Below are 15,805 nucleotides of genomic sequence, written 5' to 3' on the forward strand. Positions count from 1 at the left end.
GTCTGCTCCGGCATAGGGCGACTTTCACAGTGTCTGCGTCGGTCCAAAGGGCTCCACGTCCGCCCCCCGACCGTCACGAAAAGGCCGGCGGAAAGCGCGCTCTCCGCCGGCCCCGACGGCACCCCCGGGAGTGTCGGGCGCCGAGCTCTTTGAACTCTGTGGGCCAAGAGCTACCCCCGGACGGGCTACCTCGGGGTGACCATAATGTGACAAATACGTCATGCACCCTGCAATATCGCCCAACATCCCATTTCATCCGACGATCCGTTTCATAACCAACGGACTTTTCAGCAAATTCTGGGGATTCCCAGGATGATTTGGGCTATGGTAGGTCGATCATGATGGCTGCTCCCTTCCTTGTTCCAGCGCCGTTCGATGAAGAACGCCGCCTCGCCACCCTGCAGGCGCACGCCCTGCTTGACAGCGAACCGGAGGCGGAGTTCGACGCCCTGGTCTCGCTCGCGGCCGATATGCTGGGCTGTCCGGTCGCGGCGCTGACCCTGGCCGATCGCGACCGGTTCTGGATCAAGTCGGGCGTCGGCCCCCTGCCCAGCCAGATGCCGCGTGAGGTCGCCTTTTGCGACAAGACCATCCAGTCGCCCGACCTGATGATGGTCCCCGATCTGACCGAGGACCCACGCTTCGCCGTCAATCCCTTCGTCACCGGCGATGCGCATACCCGCTTCTATGCCGGCATGCCGATCCGGGTGCCCGACCTGGACGGCGCGCCCCAGGCGATCGGTTCGCTCTGCGTCATGGATGCCATGCCGCGTTCGCTGAGCCCGGCGGGGGAGCAGACGCTGCGCCACCTCGCCCGGCTGGCCGAGGCACTGATCGCCGCGCGCGCCATCGCCCGGCGCGCCAATGCCATGGCGGAGCTGAGCGAGCGTCAGGCGGAGGATTTGCGCGCCAAGGATCGGACGGTGCGCAAGGTCGAGCGACTGGCCATGATCGGATCGTGGCACACCATCTTGGGCACCGGGCAGGCGAGCTGGTCGGACGGCGTCTATCGCATCCACGAATTGCGGCCGGGCCAGACCTTCACGGTCGAACAGGGCCTATCCTATTATCCGCCCGAGGCGCGGGCCGTCCTGCGCGCGACGATCGATCACACGGTGCGCACCGGCGAGCCGTTCGACATCGAACTGGATTTCGTGACTGCGCTGGGCCGCCAGCGTCGCGTCCGGGTGATGGGCGAGCGCGAGATGCTGGACGGCAAGCCGCACGGGCTGGTCGGACTGTTTCAGGACGTGACCGAGCGCCACGCGCTGGAAACCCAGCTGCGCCGCAACGCCGACACCGATGCGCTGACCGCGCTGTCGAACCGCGCCGCCTATGACCGCGCGCTGGAGGCGGCGATCGCCCGGTCGATCGAGGATACGACGCCGCTCGGCCTGGTGCTGATCGATCTGGACGGGTTCAAGCTGATCAACGACACGATGGGGCATCTGGCGGGGGACGAGGTGCTGCGCATCGTCGGCGACCGGCTGCGCGCCGACTGGCTGAAGGACAGTTTCGTGGCGCGGCTGGGCGGGGACGAATTCGGGGTGATCGTCCATGACCCTGCCCTGCTCGCCGAGCCGGAATCGCTGCGGGCACGGATCGAGGCGCTGCTGGCGATCTCGGTCACCATCGACGGGCTGACGATGAGTTGCGCGGGCACCGTCTGCGTCACCCTGCGCCCGCCGGAAAGCGGGACGGTGCGCGATTTCATGCACCATGCCGACAGCCGCCTCTACGCCGCCAAGCGCGACCGGGTCGGCGAGCGCCGACGTGGCGACCGGCGACAGGCGGGATAGCGACGATCGGGGGCCGGGGGGCGGGGGCCGGATCGTCATGCGATATTCACCCCCGCCACCCTATCGCGATCCCTTCTAAGGAGATCGCTAGCATGAAGACTTTCGCCATCTTCGCCTTCGGTGCTGCGGCCGTCATTCTACCGACCGCCATGCCTGCCACCGCCGCGACCATCGCCAACCCCGCCTCGACCTTCTGCGCGACGATGGGCGGCCGATCCGTTTCGGCTACGCTGGCCGATGGCGGGGCAATCGGCCTGTGCTATTTGCCGGGGAAGAAAATCGTCGAGGAATGGACGCTGTTCCGCATGTTCAACGGCAAGAAGCCAGCCCCCCGGAACAATCCGTTCCGCTGACGCCCTCACGGGCACCGGCCCTTCCCTCCGGGCCATACCGCCCCATATAGCGGGTCCATGTCTTCGCGCGCCCGCGTCCTTGTCCTGAACTCCGCGCTCGGCCCCCTCGACTATCGTGTGCCGCACGGGATGACGGTCGAGCCGGGGTCGATCGTCGTTGCGCCGCTCGGTCCCCGCCAGTTGCTCGGCGTGGTGTGGGAGCCGGAGAGGATGCCGTCGGATGCCGAGGTCGGCGACAATCGCCTGCGCCCCCTGCTGGGCGTCGCGGATGCGCCGCCTCTGCCCGACGCGCTGCGGCGGTTGATCGAGTGGACGGCGGACTATTATCTCGCTTCCCCCGCCGCGGTGGTGCGCATGGCGCTGTCCTCCACCTCCGCGCTGGAGGGCGCGCGAACCGTCACCGAGTATCGCGTGACCGGCCATGTCCCCGACCGCCTGACCCCGCAGCGGAGGCAGGCGCTGGAGCGGATCGGCGACCGCCAGGGCCTGATCCGCGAACTGGCGACGATGGCCGATGTCTCCGACGCGGTGATTCGGGGCCTCGTGAAGAACGGCGCGATCGAAGGCGTCGAGGTCGATATCGACAGCCCCTTCCCTCTGCCCGACCCGAACCATCACCGCCCCGAGCTGTCCGAGGACCAGCGCGCGGCGGCGGACATTCTGGTCGCTGGCGTCACCTCGCATAGTTTCCAGCCGGTGCTGCTCGACGGCGTGACCGGATCGGGCAAGACCGAGGTCTATTTCGAGGCGGTGGCGCAGGCGATCGCCGAGGGACGGCAGGTGCTGGTCCTGCTCCCCGAAATCGCGCTGACCGAGCCGTTCCTGAAGCGCTTCCACGACCGCTTCGGCTGTGAGCCGGTGGCGTGGCATTCGGGCCTGCGCTCCTCGCAGCGACGCCGCGCCTGGCGGGCCATTGCCAGCGGCCAGGGGCTGGTGACGGTTGGCGCGCGCTCGGCCTTGTTTCTGCCCTATGCCAATCTCGGCCTGATCGTCGTCGACGAGGCGCACGAGACCAGCTTCAAGCAGGAAGACGGCGTCCATTATCACGCGCGCGACGTGGCGGTGATGCGCGGCAAGTTCGAGCCCTGCCCGGTGATCCTCGCCTCGGCCACCCCCGCCATCGAGACGCGGCAGCAGGTGGCGCTGGGCCGCTATACCGAGGTCAAGCTGCCCGGCCGCTTCGGCCCCGCCCAGATGCCGACGATCGAGGCGATCGACCTGATCCAGAACCCGCCCGAGCGCGGCCGCTGGATCGCGCCCAAGCTGGTCGCCGCGATGAAGGAGGTGCTGGAGAAGCGCGAACAATCGCTGCTCTACCTCAACCGCCGCGGCTATGCGCCGCTAACCCTGTGCCGGACCTGCGGGCATCGGTTCCAATGCCCCAACTGCACCGCCTGGATGGTCGAGCACCGGTTGGTCCGGCGACTGGCCTGCCATCATTGCGGCCATGTCCTGCCCACGCCGCGTGCCTGCCCCGAATGCGACGGCGAGGACACGCTGGTCGCCTGCGGCCCCGGCGTCGAGCGGATCGCGGACGAAGCGACGGCGCTGTTTCCCGAGGCGAAGATCGCCGTCGTCACCTCCGACACGATATGGTCCCCCGCCAAGGCGGCGGAGTTCGTCGGGCGGATGGAGGCGGGCGACATCGATATCGTCGTCGGCACGCAGCTGATCACCAAGGGCTATCATTTCCCCAACCTGACGCTCGTCGGGGTAATCGACGCCGATCTCGGATTGGACGGCGGCGACCTGCGCGCGGCGGAACGGACCTTCCAGCAAATCCGGCAGGTGTCGGGCCGCGCCGGGCGCGGGGCCAAGCCGGGCCATGTCTTCATCCAGACGCACAGCCCGAAGGCGCAGGTGATGCAGGCGCTGGTAACAGGCGATGCCGAGGCTTTCTATACGGCCGAAACCGAGGCACGGCGCGATGCCGATGCGCCGCCCTTCGGCCGCTATGCCGCGATCATCGTGTCATCGGAAGATCAGGGCGCCGCACAGTCCACCGCCAACGCCATTGCCCGCGCGGCGCCGAAGGTGGACGGGATGCACGTCTTCGGACCCGCGCCCGCGCCGCTTTCAATGCTGCGCGGACGGCATCGGTTTCGGTTGCTGGTCCATGCCCGGCGGGCGCTGGCGGTACAGGATGTCATTCGCGAATGGCTGGGCGGCTTGGAATGGTCCGCAAAGGTGCGCGTCGCGGTGGATGTGGACCCGTACAGCTTTTTGTGAGGGCGCCGATCGCCCCAAACACGCCCCTCCCGCAGGCGGGAGGGGATGGGGGAGGGAAAGCCGCAGGCATAGGTCTCGGTGAGACTCCCCGCCCTCCCCCATCCCCTCCCGTTTACGGGAGGGGAGCGGCTAGAGGGTAGCGGAGGACGCTATCAGAACCCCTTCTTCAGCGTCACGAACCACTGGCGCGGGGCACCCGCGAGTAGCGTCTGGTTGTCGCCGCTGGCGGTGAAGCCGTTGGTGCCGATGGTCGAGATATAGCTCTTGTCGGTCAGGTTGGTCACGCTGCCCTCGATCGAGAAGCCGCCCCATTCCTGCGGGAACCGATAACCGATGCTGGCATCGACCAGCACGCGGCCCGCGACCGACTGGTCGTTCAGATAGGTGAAGTAGCGCTTCGACATATAGTCCGCGCCGACGCGGCCGAAGAAGCGGCTGTCGTCATAGACCAGCTCGCCCTTGACCATGTTCTGCGGCGTGTCGACGACATAGCGCCCCTTCTCGGCCAGCAGATTGCCCGAACCGTCGCGCACCGTCTGCTGATAGGTGGCGTGGTTGTAGGAATAGCTGGCCAGCGCCGAGAAGGCGGGGGTCAGGCGGTAGAAGGCCGAAACCTCCGCGCCATAGCTTTCGACGCCGCCGACATTGTTCAGCGTCGGCGGAATGCCCTGGATCGCGGTGCCGATCGAGTAGGTCAGCAGGCGGTCGGAAAAGTCGATATAGTAACCGGCCGCCGACAGCTGCAGCCCGCCGGTGCGATAGCGCACACCGCCCTCGGCGGTCTTCGACTTTTCAGGGCGCACGGTGCCCGACACCGCGTTGAACGCAGCCTGGCTGATCGAGAAGGGCGGCGCGGTCGCGGCGGCGATGAAGGCGCGCATATTCTCGGTATAGCTGGCGAACAGTTCGGCCTGGTTGCCCAGATGCAGCACCGCGCCGATCTGCGGCAGGAACCAGTCTTCGCTCTTGATCTTGCCGCGCGCCAGCGTGCCCGCCAGCGTGTTGGCCTGGTTGCGCACGCGCACGCCCTTCCAGCCGCCGTTCAGCGTCAGCTGGCCGATATCGAGCGTGTCGCCGATCGAATATTGCAGCGTCTCGGTATCGTATTTGCCGTTCCACACGGTCGCCATCGGATTGCTCTGGAAGTCCAGCGCATTGCGGTTCGGCGTCGCGGTGTCGGTCATGCCATAGAGGCGACGCGCCTGGTGCAGCGTGTTGCTCTCATACCAACCGGTCAGGGCCAGCGTGTTGACACCCGTCTTCAGCGCCAGCTTGGCGATGGTCCCTGCGCGGGCCAGGCTGTATTCGGTCGTGCGGAACGACAGCGGCGCCGGATTGGCGATCGGCGTACCGTCGGCATTGGGTGCGCCCGCGACCGTCGGAGTATAGGGCGTGATCCACGACCCCTGCCCCTTGTTGTGATGATAATAGCTGGTCGAGGTCAGCGACAGCGCGTCGGTCAGCTTGGCGGCGAAGGTGATCCCGCCCAGATAGTCGCGGCGCAGACCGGCGGCATCATAATAGCCGTCGTCCAGCGTGATCCCGCTCGGCAGGCCGATCTGCACGCCCGCATAAGGCGCGGTGAAGCCGGTCAGCGAACCGTTGTTCTTGGCTGCATAAGCCGCGGCTGCTGCGCCGTTCGTCGCCTGCTTGGCGTAGAGGATCGCAAGCGGATAATCGTTCGAGATATTGTCGTTATAGAGCCCGCGACGCTTGATGATATCGAGGCTCAGATCCTGATAGTCGTTCTCGCGGCGATCCGAGAAGTTGAAGAAGCCGGTGATCGAGCCGCGATCGCCGAAATCCTTGACGATCTTGGCATTGGCCTGATGCTGACGCTGGCTGCCATAACCCTTCCACTTGTCGGTGGTCAGATAGGCATAGCTCAGATAGCCCTTCAGGCCGCCGCCCAGGTCGCCGCTGTCGGCGCGGACGAAGCCACGGATGGTGTTGTTGCTGCCATAGGTGCCCGAGGCGGCCAGCGCGGCGGTGTCGGACGGCGCGCGGCTGGTGAACTCGATCGTGCCGCCCAGATTGCTGGTCGATGCGGTGCCCAGCGCGCCCGCACCCTGCGCCACGCTGGTCGAGGCGATGTTCTCGGAGATGATCGCACGGCTGATGTGCAGGCCGTTGGTCGGGCCATAGCTCATATCGCCCAGCGGCACGCCGTCGAGCGTGAAGCCCAGGCGGTTCTGGTCGAAGCCGCGCAGCGAGATCTTGGTCGACCATTCATAGGCGCCGAACGGATCGGCCGACTGGAAATTGACGCCCGGCAGCTTCGAGATCGCCTTGAGCGGCGAGGTGCCCGGGGTCAGGCGCTCCAGATCGGCGGCGGTGACGGTCTGGATCTGACGGCTCTGGCCAAAGCCGAGCACGACGACGTCGCCCGAGGCACCGGCCTGGTCATCGGTCGCGGCGGGGGTCGCCGGATCGGCCGCGACCGGATCGGCCGCGCTGGCGACGGCGGCCTGGGCGGGCAGGGTCTGCGCCGACACCGCAGGCGCGATCAAAGCGATCGGCGCGACCGTACCCAGCAACTTCATGATCTTCATTTCGCCCCCAATGGCTCTTTCACGGATGAGGCGGGCGCATGGGACCGGGGCATGACATGTCCGCGACAACGCGGTGACCGGATTGTGACGGAGGCGGAATGTGCTTTCCGGGTCACGCCCGAATTCGCTCTCTCACGGGGGCACGAAAAAGGGGTCGGGCAACCCCTGTTGCCCGACCCCCTGCCCTATGGTCTTCCGGCGAGGATCAGCGCGCGATGCCGCCCGCTGCCAGCACCGCCAGCGTGACCAGATCGCCGGCCGTCGAGGTCATCGGCGCGATCTGGACCGGCTTTTCCATGCCGATCAGCATCGGGCCGATCATGCTGTCGCCGCCCAGTTCGCGGAGCAGCTTGGCCGAGATATTGGCCGACTGCAGCCCCGGCATGATGAGGACATTGGCCGGACCCGACAGGCGCGAGAAGGGGAAGTTCGCCATCTGCTTGGGGTTCAGCGCGACGTCGGGCGCCATGTCGCCTTCATATTCGAAGCCGACCTGCCGCTTGTCGAGCGCGGCCACGCCGTCGCGGACATTGTCGATCCACTGGCCTTCCGGGTTGCCGAAGGTCGAGTAGGACAGGAACGCCACGCGCGGCTCATGCCCCATGCGGCGCGCGACCGCCGCGGTGCGCTCGGCGATGTCGGCCAGTTCCTCGCCCGAGGGACGCTCGTTGACCGTGGTGTCGGCGATGAAGACGGTGTGGCTCTGCCCGACGAGCAGGTGGATGCCGAACGGCACCTTGCCGTCGACCGGATCGATGACCCGGCGAATCTCGCGGAAGCTCTGCGCATAAGTGCGGGTGATGCCGGTGATCATCGCATCGGCCTGGCCCAGTTGCAGCATCACCGAGCCGAAGATGTTGCGGTCCTGATTGATCATCCGCTCGGCATCGCGGCGCAGATAACCGCGACGCTGGAGCCGCTCGTACAGGAAGTCGACCATCTGCGGCACCATCTCCGAGGTGCGGCTGTTATGGACCTCATATTCCTTGGGATTGGTAACGCCCAGCGCCTTCAGGCGATCGTACACGTCGTCGCGGCCGACCAGCACCGGCGTGCCGTAGCCGCCTTCCTTGAAGGCGATGGCGGCGCGCAGCACCACTTCCTCTTCGCCTTCCGCGAACAGTACACGCTTCGGATGCGCCCGGGCGCCTTCATAGGCCAGCGTCAGCACCGAGGTGGTCGGGTTCAGGCGCGCACGCAGTTTCTGGCGATAGGCGTCCATGTCCAGGATCGGCCGCGTCGCCACGCCCGAATCCATCGCCGCCTTGGCCACCGCAGAGGGGACCAGCTCCATCAGGCGTGGGTCGAAGGGCGCGGGGATGATATATTCGGGACCGAAGCTGTGCTGCGTGCCATAGGCCAGCGCGACTTCTTCCGGCACGCGCTGACGCGCCAGTTCGGCGATGGCGTTGGCGGCGGCGATCTTCATCTCGTCGTTGATGCCGGTCGCGCGCACGTCGAGCGCGCCGCGGAAGATGAAGGGGAAGCCGATGACGTTGTTGACCTGGTTCGGATAGTCCGAACGCCCGGTCGCGACGATCGCGTCGGGGCGCGCGGCCTTCGCCAGTTCGGGGCGGATTTCCGGTTCCGGGTTGGCCATCGCGAAGATGATCGGCGAAGGTGCCATGTCCTTGACCATCTCGGGCTTCAGCGCACCCGCCGCCGAAAGCCCCAGGAACACGTCCGCGCCGTGCAGCGCCTCGGTCAGGGTGCGGCGGTCGGTGGCGGCGGCGTGCGCCGACTGCCACTGGTTGATGTCGTCGCGGCCCTGATAGATCACGCCGGTGCGGTCGCACATGATGACGTTGTCGTGGCGCACGCCCATCGCCTTCATCAGCTCGGTGCAGGCGATCGCCGCCGCGCCCGCGCCGTTGACCACGACCTTGATCTCGTCCAGCCGCCGCTTGGTCAGCAGGCAGGCGTTGATGAGACCCGCCGCGCAGATGATCGCGGTGCCGTGCTGGTCGTCATGGAAAACGGGGATGTTCATCCGCTCGCGCAGCGTCTGCTCGATGATGAAGCATTCCGGTGCCTTGATGTCTTCCAGGTTGATGCCGCCGAAGCTCGGCTCCATCAGCTCGATCGCGTCGATGATCCGGTCGACATCCTCGGTCTTCAGCTCGATATCGATCGAGTCGACATCGGCGAAGCGCTTGAACAGGACGGCCTTGCCCTCCATCACCGGCTTGGATGCCAGTGCGCCCAGATTGCCCAGGCCCAGGATCGCGGTGCCGTTGGAGATGACCGCGACCAGATTGCCCTTGGCGGTATAGTCGTACGCGGTGGCGGGATCTTCGGCGATGGCCAGCACCGGCACCGCGACGCCGGGCGAATAGGCCAGCGCCAGGTCACGCTGCGTCGCCATCGGCTTGGACGCGATGATCTCGATCTTGCCGGGGCGCCCCTCGGAGTGGAACAGCAGGGCCTCGCGCTCGGAGAACTGGTCGGTGGGTTCGTCGGACATGCGCGCGGCCTTCGATGCTGTGGATACAAGGACGCTACGGCTCTTGAAGCTTTCGGGCACGGCTGACAACCCTGTCACGCGGGAGTTTTGCCGCCCTAGGCAAGGCGAAGCATCAGCCTTATACATTGATCTATGGAGCATGAGCCCGGCATTTTCGAGCAGCGTGACAAGGCGGCGGAGTTAGCCGCCGACAAACGCGCGCGGGCTGATTTCAAGGCGGGCCGTTTCGTAAGCCATGCAAAGATGGCCGAATGGCTGAAGACCTGGGGCACCCCCGATCGCAAGCCCCTGCCCCCCGAATGGCTGAAATAAGCTGGTCGATTCAGGCCTCGCTCCAACTCGCCGCGATCGTCGATTATATAGAGCTGTTTGATCCCGACGCTGCTCGGCGCTTGGGTGAAAGACTGATCGACGTCGCCGAATCCCTGCGGCAATTCCCGGATCGCGGTAGGCCCATTTCTCATGGCCGCCGCGAGATGGTGACAGTTCGTCCTTATATCCTGCGCTACGAACATCACGGCGACACCGTCCTGATCCTCGGCATCCGCCACGCCACCCAACTTTCCGACGATTGAAGAAGCCCCATGACCACCCCCACCCCGATGATGGCGCAGTATCTGACGCTGAAGGCCGAGGCCGAGGATTGCCTGCTCTTCTACCGGATGGGCGATTTCTTCGAGTTGTTCTTCGACGATGCGCGCATCGCCTCAGGCGTGCTGGACATCGCGTTGACCTCGCGCGGGGAGCATGAAGGCGAGAAGATTCCGATGTGCGGCGTGCCTGTCCATGCCGCGACCGCCTATCTGCAGCGCCTGATCAAGGCCGGGCACCGCGTCGCCATCGCCGAGCAGACGGAGACGCCCGCCGAGGCCAAGGCGCGCGGCGGGTCGAAGGCGCTGGTCGCGCGCGGCATCGTGCGGGTGGTGACGGCAGGCACGCTGACCGAGGAGGCGCTGCTCGACGCCAAGTGCGACAATTGGTGCGTCGCGATCGGCGAGGCGGGCGGCGCGGTGGCGCTGGCCGCCGCCGACATCTCGACCGGCCGGTTCGTGGTGATCGACGTGAAGCCGGATGCGCTGGGGGCCGAACTCGCCCGCCTCGCCGCCGCCGAAGTGGTCGCCGCCGAAAATGCCGCGCACGCCGATGCTGCGACGACGCTGCGCCCGTCGGCGACCTTCGACAGCGGCAGCGGCGAGGACCGGCTGAAGCGGCTTTACGGCGTCGCCACGCTGGACGGCTTCGGTCAGTTCAGCCGCGCCGGGCTGTCGGCGGCGGGCGGGCTGGTCGCCTATCTCGACCATACCGCCAAGGGTGCCCTGCCCTTCCTCCGCCCGCCGGTGCTGAACCAGGCGGCGGGCGCGATGGCGATCGACGCGGCGACGCGCGAGAGCCTGGAGCTGACCCAGACCGCCAACGGCCAGCGCAAGGGCTCGCTGCTCGATGCGGTGGACAGGACGGTGACGGGCGCGGGTGCGCGGGCGCTGGCAGGGGATATCGGCGCGCCGTTGATGGACCGGGATGCGATCGAGGCGCGGCTCGATCTGGTGCAGCATTTCCATGACGATGCGGGGCTTCGCGAAAGGCTGCGCGCGGCCTTGCGGGCGCTGCCCGATATCGGTCGCGCTATCGGGCGGATCGCGGCCGGACGGGGTTCTCCGCGCGATCTGGGGCAGTTGCGCGACGGCCTCGACGGAGCCTGGGCGCTGTCCGAGCAACTGACGGACGGCCCTCCCCTGCTGCGCGAGACAACACCCCGTTTGCGCGGCCATGGCGAACTGATCGACCTGCTCCGCCGCGCGCTTGTCCCCTCGCCGCCGATCGAGGCGAGCGAGGGCGGCTATATCGCGGCGGGCTATGACGTGGCGCTCGACGACCTGCGCGATGCGGGCGCGGGCGGACGCCGCGCCATCGCCGCGCTGGAGGCCGAGTTCCGCCAGAAGACCGGCATCACCGCGCTGAAGATCCGTCACAATGGCGTGCTCGGCTATCATGTCGAGGTACCCGCGCGCTCAGCCGATGCGCTGATGAAGCCGGATTCGGGCTTTACCCATCGCCAGACGCTGGCGGGCGTGGTCCGCTTCAACACGCCCGAGCTGCACGAGGTCGCCAGCAAGGTCGCGCAGGCCGGTGCCCATGCACTGGCCGCCGAGGCCGCGCATCTGGAGGAACTGACCGCCGCCGCGCTCGCCTCGCGCGAAGGGATCGCCGCGACGGCGGATGCGCTCGCCCGGCTGGATGTCGCGAGCGGGCTGGCCGAGCGCGCGGTCGAGGGCGGCTGGGGGCGGCCCGAACTGGTGGACCACAGCTGTTTCGACGTGACGGGCGGGCGGCATCCGGTGGTCGAGGCGGCGGTCGCACGCTCGGGCGAGCGGTTCGTCGCCAATGACTGTTCGCTGTCGGAAAGCTCGCGGCTCTGGCTGGTGACGGGGCCGAATATGGGCGGCAAGTCGACCTTTCTCCGCCAGAACGCGCTGATCGCGGTGCTGGCGCAAGCCGGGTCCTATGTCCCCGCCACGCACGCCAAGATCGGGCTGGTCGACCGGCTGTTCAGCCGGGTCGGCGCGTCGGACAATCTGGCGCGGGGCCGCTCGACCTTCATGGTCGAGATGGTCGAAACCGCCGCGATCCTGGCACAGGCCACCCCGCGCAGCTTCGTCATTTTGGACGAAGTGGGCCGCGGCACCTCGACCTATGACGGCCTGGCGATCGCCTGGGCGGTGGTGGAGGCGATCCACGAGGATAATCGCTGCCGCTGCCTGTTCGCGACTCACTATCACGAACTGACACGGCTGGCCGAGCGCTGCGAGGCGCTGTCGCTCCACCATGTCCGCGCGCGCGAGTGGAAGGGCGAACTGGTGCTGCTGCATGAGGTTTCGGAAGGGCCTGCCGATCGCTCCTACGGCCTGGCGGTGGCGCGCCTCGCCGGGATGCCGCCCGCGACGGTGGCGCGCGCCAAGGCGGTGCTCGCCAAGCTGGAGGCGGGCCGTGCCAAGACCGGCGGGCTGGCGGCGGGTCTGGACGACCTACCCCTGTTCGCGGCAGCCGCGCAGATCGAAGAGGAGCAATGCGACGCGATCCGGGCGGAGGTGGAGAAGCTCGACGTCGACGCCCTGTCCCCGCGCGAGGCGCTGGATGCGCTGTACAAGCTGAAGGCGTTGGCGCGGGAGGGGTAAGCCCCTCTCCGTGCCCCGGCGGAGGCCGGGGCCCAGTTGCGGTGAACGATCAAAGGCGTGGGACGGCTTGCCTCCCCCGCGCCGGGTAGCGCGCCATCAACTGGGTGGAGCCTGGGCCCCGGCCTTCGCCGGGGTCGAAGATAGGGTGGGCACCCACACCCCAGCGCCCTGCAACGGGGGCAGTCCGCGCACTTCGACTTTGCTCGGCGCGAACGGACGGTGATGTAACTGGCGAGAGGCTCAGCACGCTCATCAAAAAGCGGGAAAGTGGGGAGCTTCTGTTGCCCGGTGCTCCCCGTACCGCTGGATTCCCCTTCTGTTGCCCGGTGGGGTCCGACCGCGCTATTTTGGTGTAATGTCAGGCCGTGAGGCCCTCAATTACGCCGCAATCGCGAGTGCTTCGTTATCGTTGGCACTTGTGAGTATGGGCCGTTGCGGTGGTCCCATTCCGAACGAAAACAGCGCTTTTCAACACACGTCGATCCTGGTTCGGCCCCGTCAGAAACGGTGTCCAAGTACACCACCTTTTATGGTGGAGCCGCCGGGTACTGCCCCCGGGTCCGCTGCGTCTATTACTCGCCGCAGTTTATCGTCATAGCCGGGTGAAACCCGGCACGAAGGGATATAGGTATCCCGGCGGGTTTACGCAAATGCCTTTCGCTCGCCCCAATTTGGGTCCATGGGGAGCTCCATGTTGACCCAGCGGTCCCGTTATGCGCTGCGCGCGATGCTATTCCTGGCGGAGATGCCTGCCGATGGTCCGCCGACCTCGATGACGCGCATCGCGACCGAGGCGAATGTCCCGCGCAAGTTTCTGGAGCTGATCCTCGCCGACCTGAAGGGCGCGCAGCTGCTCGACAGCCAGCGTGGCAAGATGGGCGGATACCGCCTCGCGCGGCCCGCGCACCTGATCTCGCTGGGCGACATCATCCGCACGATCGAGGGGCCGCTCGCGCTGGTGCCGTGCGTCAGCCGGACGGCTTACCGCCCCTGCAACGACTGCAAGAGCGAGGCGGATTGCGCCATCCGCCATGCGATGATGCGGGTGCGCGACGAGACGGCGCGGATTCTGGACGGGACCAGCCTGGCAGACGCCACCGCCAAGAAGCTGGCGGCGGCGTAAACTCCCTCACCTCATCAACTCCGCACCACCGCGGCGAAGGCCGGGGTCTAGTTGCAGTGAGCGATCGAAGGCGGAAAGCCGCCGCCTCCCACGCAACGTCGTCCCGCCCCCCCAGCCTGGTGGCGACTGGCCCCCGGCCTTCGCCGGGGTGGCGCGATAAATTATGGACGCCGCGCGCGCAGTTCGTCGCGGATTTCGCGAAGCAGCGCGACATCGGCGGGTTCGGCCTTTGGCTCGGCGGCGGCAACCGCCTTGTCCTTCTCGAACATCGCGGTTGCGCGGTTCACGGTGCGGATCAGCAGGAAGATGATGAAGGCGACGATCACGAAATTGACCGCCTGCGTCACGAATGCACCATAGCCGAGCAGCGGCACGCCCGCTTTCTTCAGCGCCGCGTAATCGGTCAGCGAGCCCGCATAATTGGCCGGAATCGGCCCCATCCGAACGAAATAGCTGGAGAAATCCAGCCCGCCGAAGATCTTGCCGATGACCGGCATCAGCACGTCGTCGGTCAGCGACGTCACGATCTTGCTGAACGCCGCGCCGATAATCACCGCCACCGCCAGGTCGAGGACATTGCCCCGCGCGATGAAGGCCCGAAATTCCTTGAGCATCGCCCACTCCCTCAAATCGATGAAGTTCAACGCTATCGTCGCTTTTGCCCTTCGCCAAGGGACCGCCGCGTCTTATATAGCCGATACAGTTGATGGAGGATTTGTCGAATGCGTCGTTCCGCCCTTGCCCTGACCCCGGTCGTGATGGCCGTCGCCCTGTCGGGCTGCGGCATGAACAGCGTGCCGACGGCGGAGGAAAACGTTAAGGCGAAATGGGCCGATGTCCAGGCCGCCTATCAGCGCCGCGCCAACCTGATCCCCAATCTCGAGGCGACGGTGAAGGGCGCCGCCGCGTCGGAAAAGTCGATCCTGACCGAGGTGGTCAACGCCCGCGCCAAGGCGACCTCGGTCCAGGTGACCGGCGCGGACCTGTCCGACCCCGCCAAGATGCAGCAGTTCGCGCAGGCGCAGGGCCAGCTGAGCGGCTCGCTCGGCCGGCTGCTCGCCAATGTCGAGGCCTATCCGAACCTGAAGAGCCAGGACAATTTCCAGACCTTCATGAGCCAGCTGGAGGGCACCGAGAACCGCATCAACATCGCGATCGGCGATTATAACAAGGCGGTGGAGGCGTATAACGTCCGCATCCGCACCTTCCCCGACGCGATCGGCGCCAAGGTCTTTTACGGTGCCAAGCCGATGACGCCCTATCAGGCGACCACCCCAGGGGCCGAGAACGCGCCCAAGGTGAACTTCGGTAACTGATCCTACCTCGATGACCCGGTTCACCCGGCTGCTCCGCCCGGTCCTCGGGCTCTGGCTGATCCTCTGCGCCGTCCCCGTGATGGCGCAGACCTTCCCCAAGTTCGACGGACTGGTCGTCGACGCCGCGAACAAGCTCGACCCCGCCACCAAGGCGCAGCTCGAGGCGAAGCTGGAGTCCCTGCAAAGGGATACCGGCCGCCAGCTGGTGGTCGCGACAATCCCCGATCTGCAGAACTATCCGATCGAGGATTATGGCTATCGGCTGGGTCGCGCCTGGGGTGTCGGGCTGAAGGACGCCGACAATGGCGCGATCCTGTTCGTCGCACCCAATGAGGGCAAGGGCCAGCGCGGGCCCCGGCTGGAGGTCGGGCGCGGGCTGGAGCCGATCCTGACCGACGCCTGGTCGTCGCAGATGATTCGTACGCTGATGTTGCCGCGCCTTCGCGAATCGGGGGACATATCGGGTGCGATGAACGCCGGTGCGGATGCCGTCATCGCCCAGCTGCGCGCCTCGCCGGAGGAGGCCAGAGCGAAGGTGGCCGAGGCTGCGAAGCAGTTCGATCGTCAGCATCAACGTGGCGGCGGGGATGCCAATGGCTTTCCGATCTTCGTCATATTGATCGTGTTCATCGGCGCATTCGTCGTTCTCGCCATCGTCCGCCGCAAACAGGGCCAGCGTTTCCACGACGATGACGACGATCATGGCGGCGGTGGCGGACGACGCGGCGGCGGCTGGCCGATCATCCTCTGGGGCCCCGGCTGGGGCAGTGGCGGCGGATCGGGCGGCGGCTGGAGC

12 protein-coding genes and 1 other RNA gene are annotated in these 15,805 nt (G+C 66.8%); 9 read left to right on the forward strand and 4 right to left on the reverse strand.

The window, feature by feature from the left end; all coding sequences use genetic code 11:
• The first annotated feature begins 338 nt into the window (after positions 1-338).
• The 3 genes from SB4_RS10815 (at position 339) to SB4_RS10825 (ending at position 4,381) form a co-directional block, all read left to right on the forward strand.
• Positions 339-1,799 (forward strand): sensor domain-containing diguanylate cyclase, encoded by a 1,461-nt coding sequence (locus SB4_RS10815; protein ID WP_058718064.1) that lies wholly within the window; start codon positions 339-341, stop codon positions 1,797-1,799.
• Positions 1,800-1,891: 92 nt separating this feature from the next.
• A complete protein-coding gene (locus tag SB4_RS10820) occupies positions 1,892-2,152 on the forward strand; it encodes a DUF333 domain-containing protein (protein ID WP_082670115.1) in 261 nt (86 codons plus the stop codon).
• A gap of 57 nt (positions 2,153-2,209) precedes the next feature.
• Entirely contained in the window at positions 2,210-4,381 is a 2,172-nt protein-coding gene (locus tag SB4_RS10825) for a primosomal protein N' (RefSeq protein WP_058752562.1), read from the forward strand.
• A gap of 152 nt (positions 4,382-4,533) precedes the next feature.
• Here SB4_RS10825 and SB4_RS10830 read toward each other — a convergent pair whose 3' ends face one another.
• Positions 4,534-6,933: a TonB-dependent receptor gene (locus tag SB4_RS10830; protein ID WP_058752563.1), complete on the reverse strand. Its 2,400-nt coding sequence runs from the start codon at positions 6,931-6,933 to the stop codon at positions 4,534-4,536.
• A gap of 205 nt (positions 6,934-7,138) precedes the next feature.
• Positions 7,139-9,397, reverse strand: a complete 2,259-nt coding sequence (locus SB4_RS10835) for an NADP-dependent malic enzyme (protein ID WP_058752564.1) — start codon at positions 9,395-9,397, stop codon at positions 7,139-7,141.
• A gap of 132 nt (positions 9,398-9,529) precedes the next feature.
• Between SB4_RS10835 and SB4_RS10840 the strand changes: the two genes are divergently transcribed.
• From SB4_RS10840 to mutS, 3 genes are read left to right on the forward strand one after another with little or no spacing between them, the layout of a single operon-like run.
• Complete coding sequence (locus SB4_RS10840) at positions 9,530-9,709, forward strand: hypothetical protein (protein ID WP_058715457.1); 180 nt, start codon at positions 9,530-9,532, stop codon at positions 9,707-9,709.
• A complete protein-coding gene (locus tag SB4_RS10845; protein ID WP_058752565.1) occupies positions 9,697-9,972 on the forward strand; it encodes a type II toxin-antitoxin system RelE/ParE family toxin in 276 nt (91 codons plus the stop codon). The genes SB4_RS10840 and SB4_RS10845 overlap by 13 nt, the downstream gene beginning before the upstream one ends.
• 27 nt (positions 9,973-9,999) lie before the next feature.
• Positions 10,000-12,570, forward strand: coding sequence for a DNA mismatch repair protein MutS (gene mutS / locus SB4_RS10850; protein WP_058752575.1), 2,571 nt, complete (start codon positions 10,000-10,002; stop codon positions 12,568-12,570).
• A 304-nt stretch (positions 12,571-12,874) separates the two neighbouring features.
• Here mutS and ssrA read toward each other — a convergent pair.
• Positions 12,875-13,224: a transfer-messenger RNA gene (ssrA, locus tag SB4_RS18960) on the reverse strand.
• A 37-nt stretch (positions 13,225-13,261) separates the two neighbouring features.
• On the opposite strand from ssrA, the gene SB4_RS10855 reads away from it, so the two are divergent.
• Positions 13,262-13,693 carry an RrF2 family transcriptional regulator gene (locus SB4_RS10855; RefSeq protein ID WP_058715459.1) on the forward strand — a complete coding sequence of 144 codons (432 nt, stop codon included), beginning with the start codon at positions 13,262-13,264 and terminating at the stop codon, positions 13,691-13,693.
• 161 nt (positions 13,694-13,854) lie between these two features.
• On the opposite strand, the gene mscL is transcribed toward SB4_RS10855, so the two are convergent.
• Complete coding sequence (mscL, locus tag SB4_RS10860) at positions 13,855-14,307, reverse strand: large conductance mechanosensitive channel protein MscL (RefSeq protein ID WP_058715460.1); 453 nt, start codon at positions 14,305-14,307, stop codon at positions 13,855-13,857.
• Between the two features lie 108 nt (positions 14,308-14,415).
• Here mscL and SB4_RS10865 point away from each other — a divergent pair, with 108 nt between their 5' ends.
• A complete protein-coding gene (locus SB4_RS10865; protein WP_058752566.1) occupies positions 14,416-15,009 on the forward strand; it encodes a LemA family protein in 594 nt (197 codons plus the stop codon).
• A gap of 10 nt (positions 15,010-15,019) precedes the next feature.
• A partial coding sequence (locus tag SB4_RS10870) for a TPM domain-containing protein (protein WP_058752567.1) occupies positions 15,020-15,805 on the forward strand: 786 nt, incomplete at its 3' end.

Source organism: Sphingomonas sanguinis (assembly GCF_001476905.1).
Classification (GTDB): domain Bacteria; phylum Pseudomonadota; class Alphaproteobacteria; order Sphingomonadales; family Sphingomonadaceae; genus Sphingomonas; species Sphingomonas sanguinis_B.

What these genes read in the sequence shown, in the direction of transcription:
- SB4_RS10815 (WP_058718064.1), top strand. Translation starts at nt 339, where the DNA reads ATGATGGCTGCTCCCTTCCTTGTTCCAGCGCCGTTCGATGAAGAACGC.
- SB4_RS10820 (WP_082670115.1), top strand. Translation starts at nt 1,892, where the DNA reads ATGAAGACTTTCGCCATCTTCGCCTTCGGTGCTGCGGCCGTCATTCTA.
- SB4_RS10825 (WP_058752562.1), top strand. Translation starts at nt 2,210, where the DNA reads ATGTCTTCGCGCGCCCGCGTCCTTGTCCTGAACTCCGCGCTCGGCCCC.
- SB4_RS10830 (WP_058752563.1), bottom strand. Translation starts at nt 6,933, where the DNA reads ATGAAGATCATGAAGTTGCTGGGTACGGTCGCGCCGATCGCTTTGATC.
- SB4_RS10835 (WP_058752564.1), bottom strand. Translation starts at nt 9,397, where the DNA reads ATGTCCGACGAACCCACCGACCAGTTCTCCGAGCGCGAGGCCCTGCTG.
- SB4_RS10840 (WP_058715457.1), top strand. Translation starts at nt 9,530, where the DNA reads ATGGAGCATGAGCCCGGCATTTTCGAGCAGCGTGACAAGGCGGCGGAG.
- SB4_RS10845 (WP_058752565.1), top strand. Translation starts at nt 9,697, where the DNA reads ATGGCTGAAATAAGCTGGTCGATTCAGGCCTCGCTCCAACTCGCCGCG.
- mutS (WP_058752575.1), top strand. Translation starts at nt 10,000, where the DNA reads ATGATGGCGCAGTATCTGACGCTGAAGGCCGAGGCCGAGGATTGCCTG.
- SB4_RS10855 (WP_058715459.1), top strand. Translation starts at nt 13,262, where the DNA reads ATGTTGACCCAGCGGTCCCGTTATGCGCTGCGCGCGATGCTATTCCTG.
- mscL (WP_058715460.1), bottom strand. Translation starts at nt 14,307, where the DNA reads ATGCTCAAGGAATTTCGGGCCTTCATCGCGCGGGGCAATGTCCTCGAC.
- SB4_RS10865 (WP_058752566.1), top strand. Translation starts at nt 14,416, where the DNA reads ATGCGTCGTTCCGCCCTTGCCCTGACCCCGGTCGTGATGGCCGTCGCC.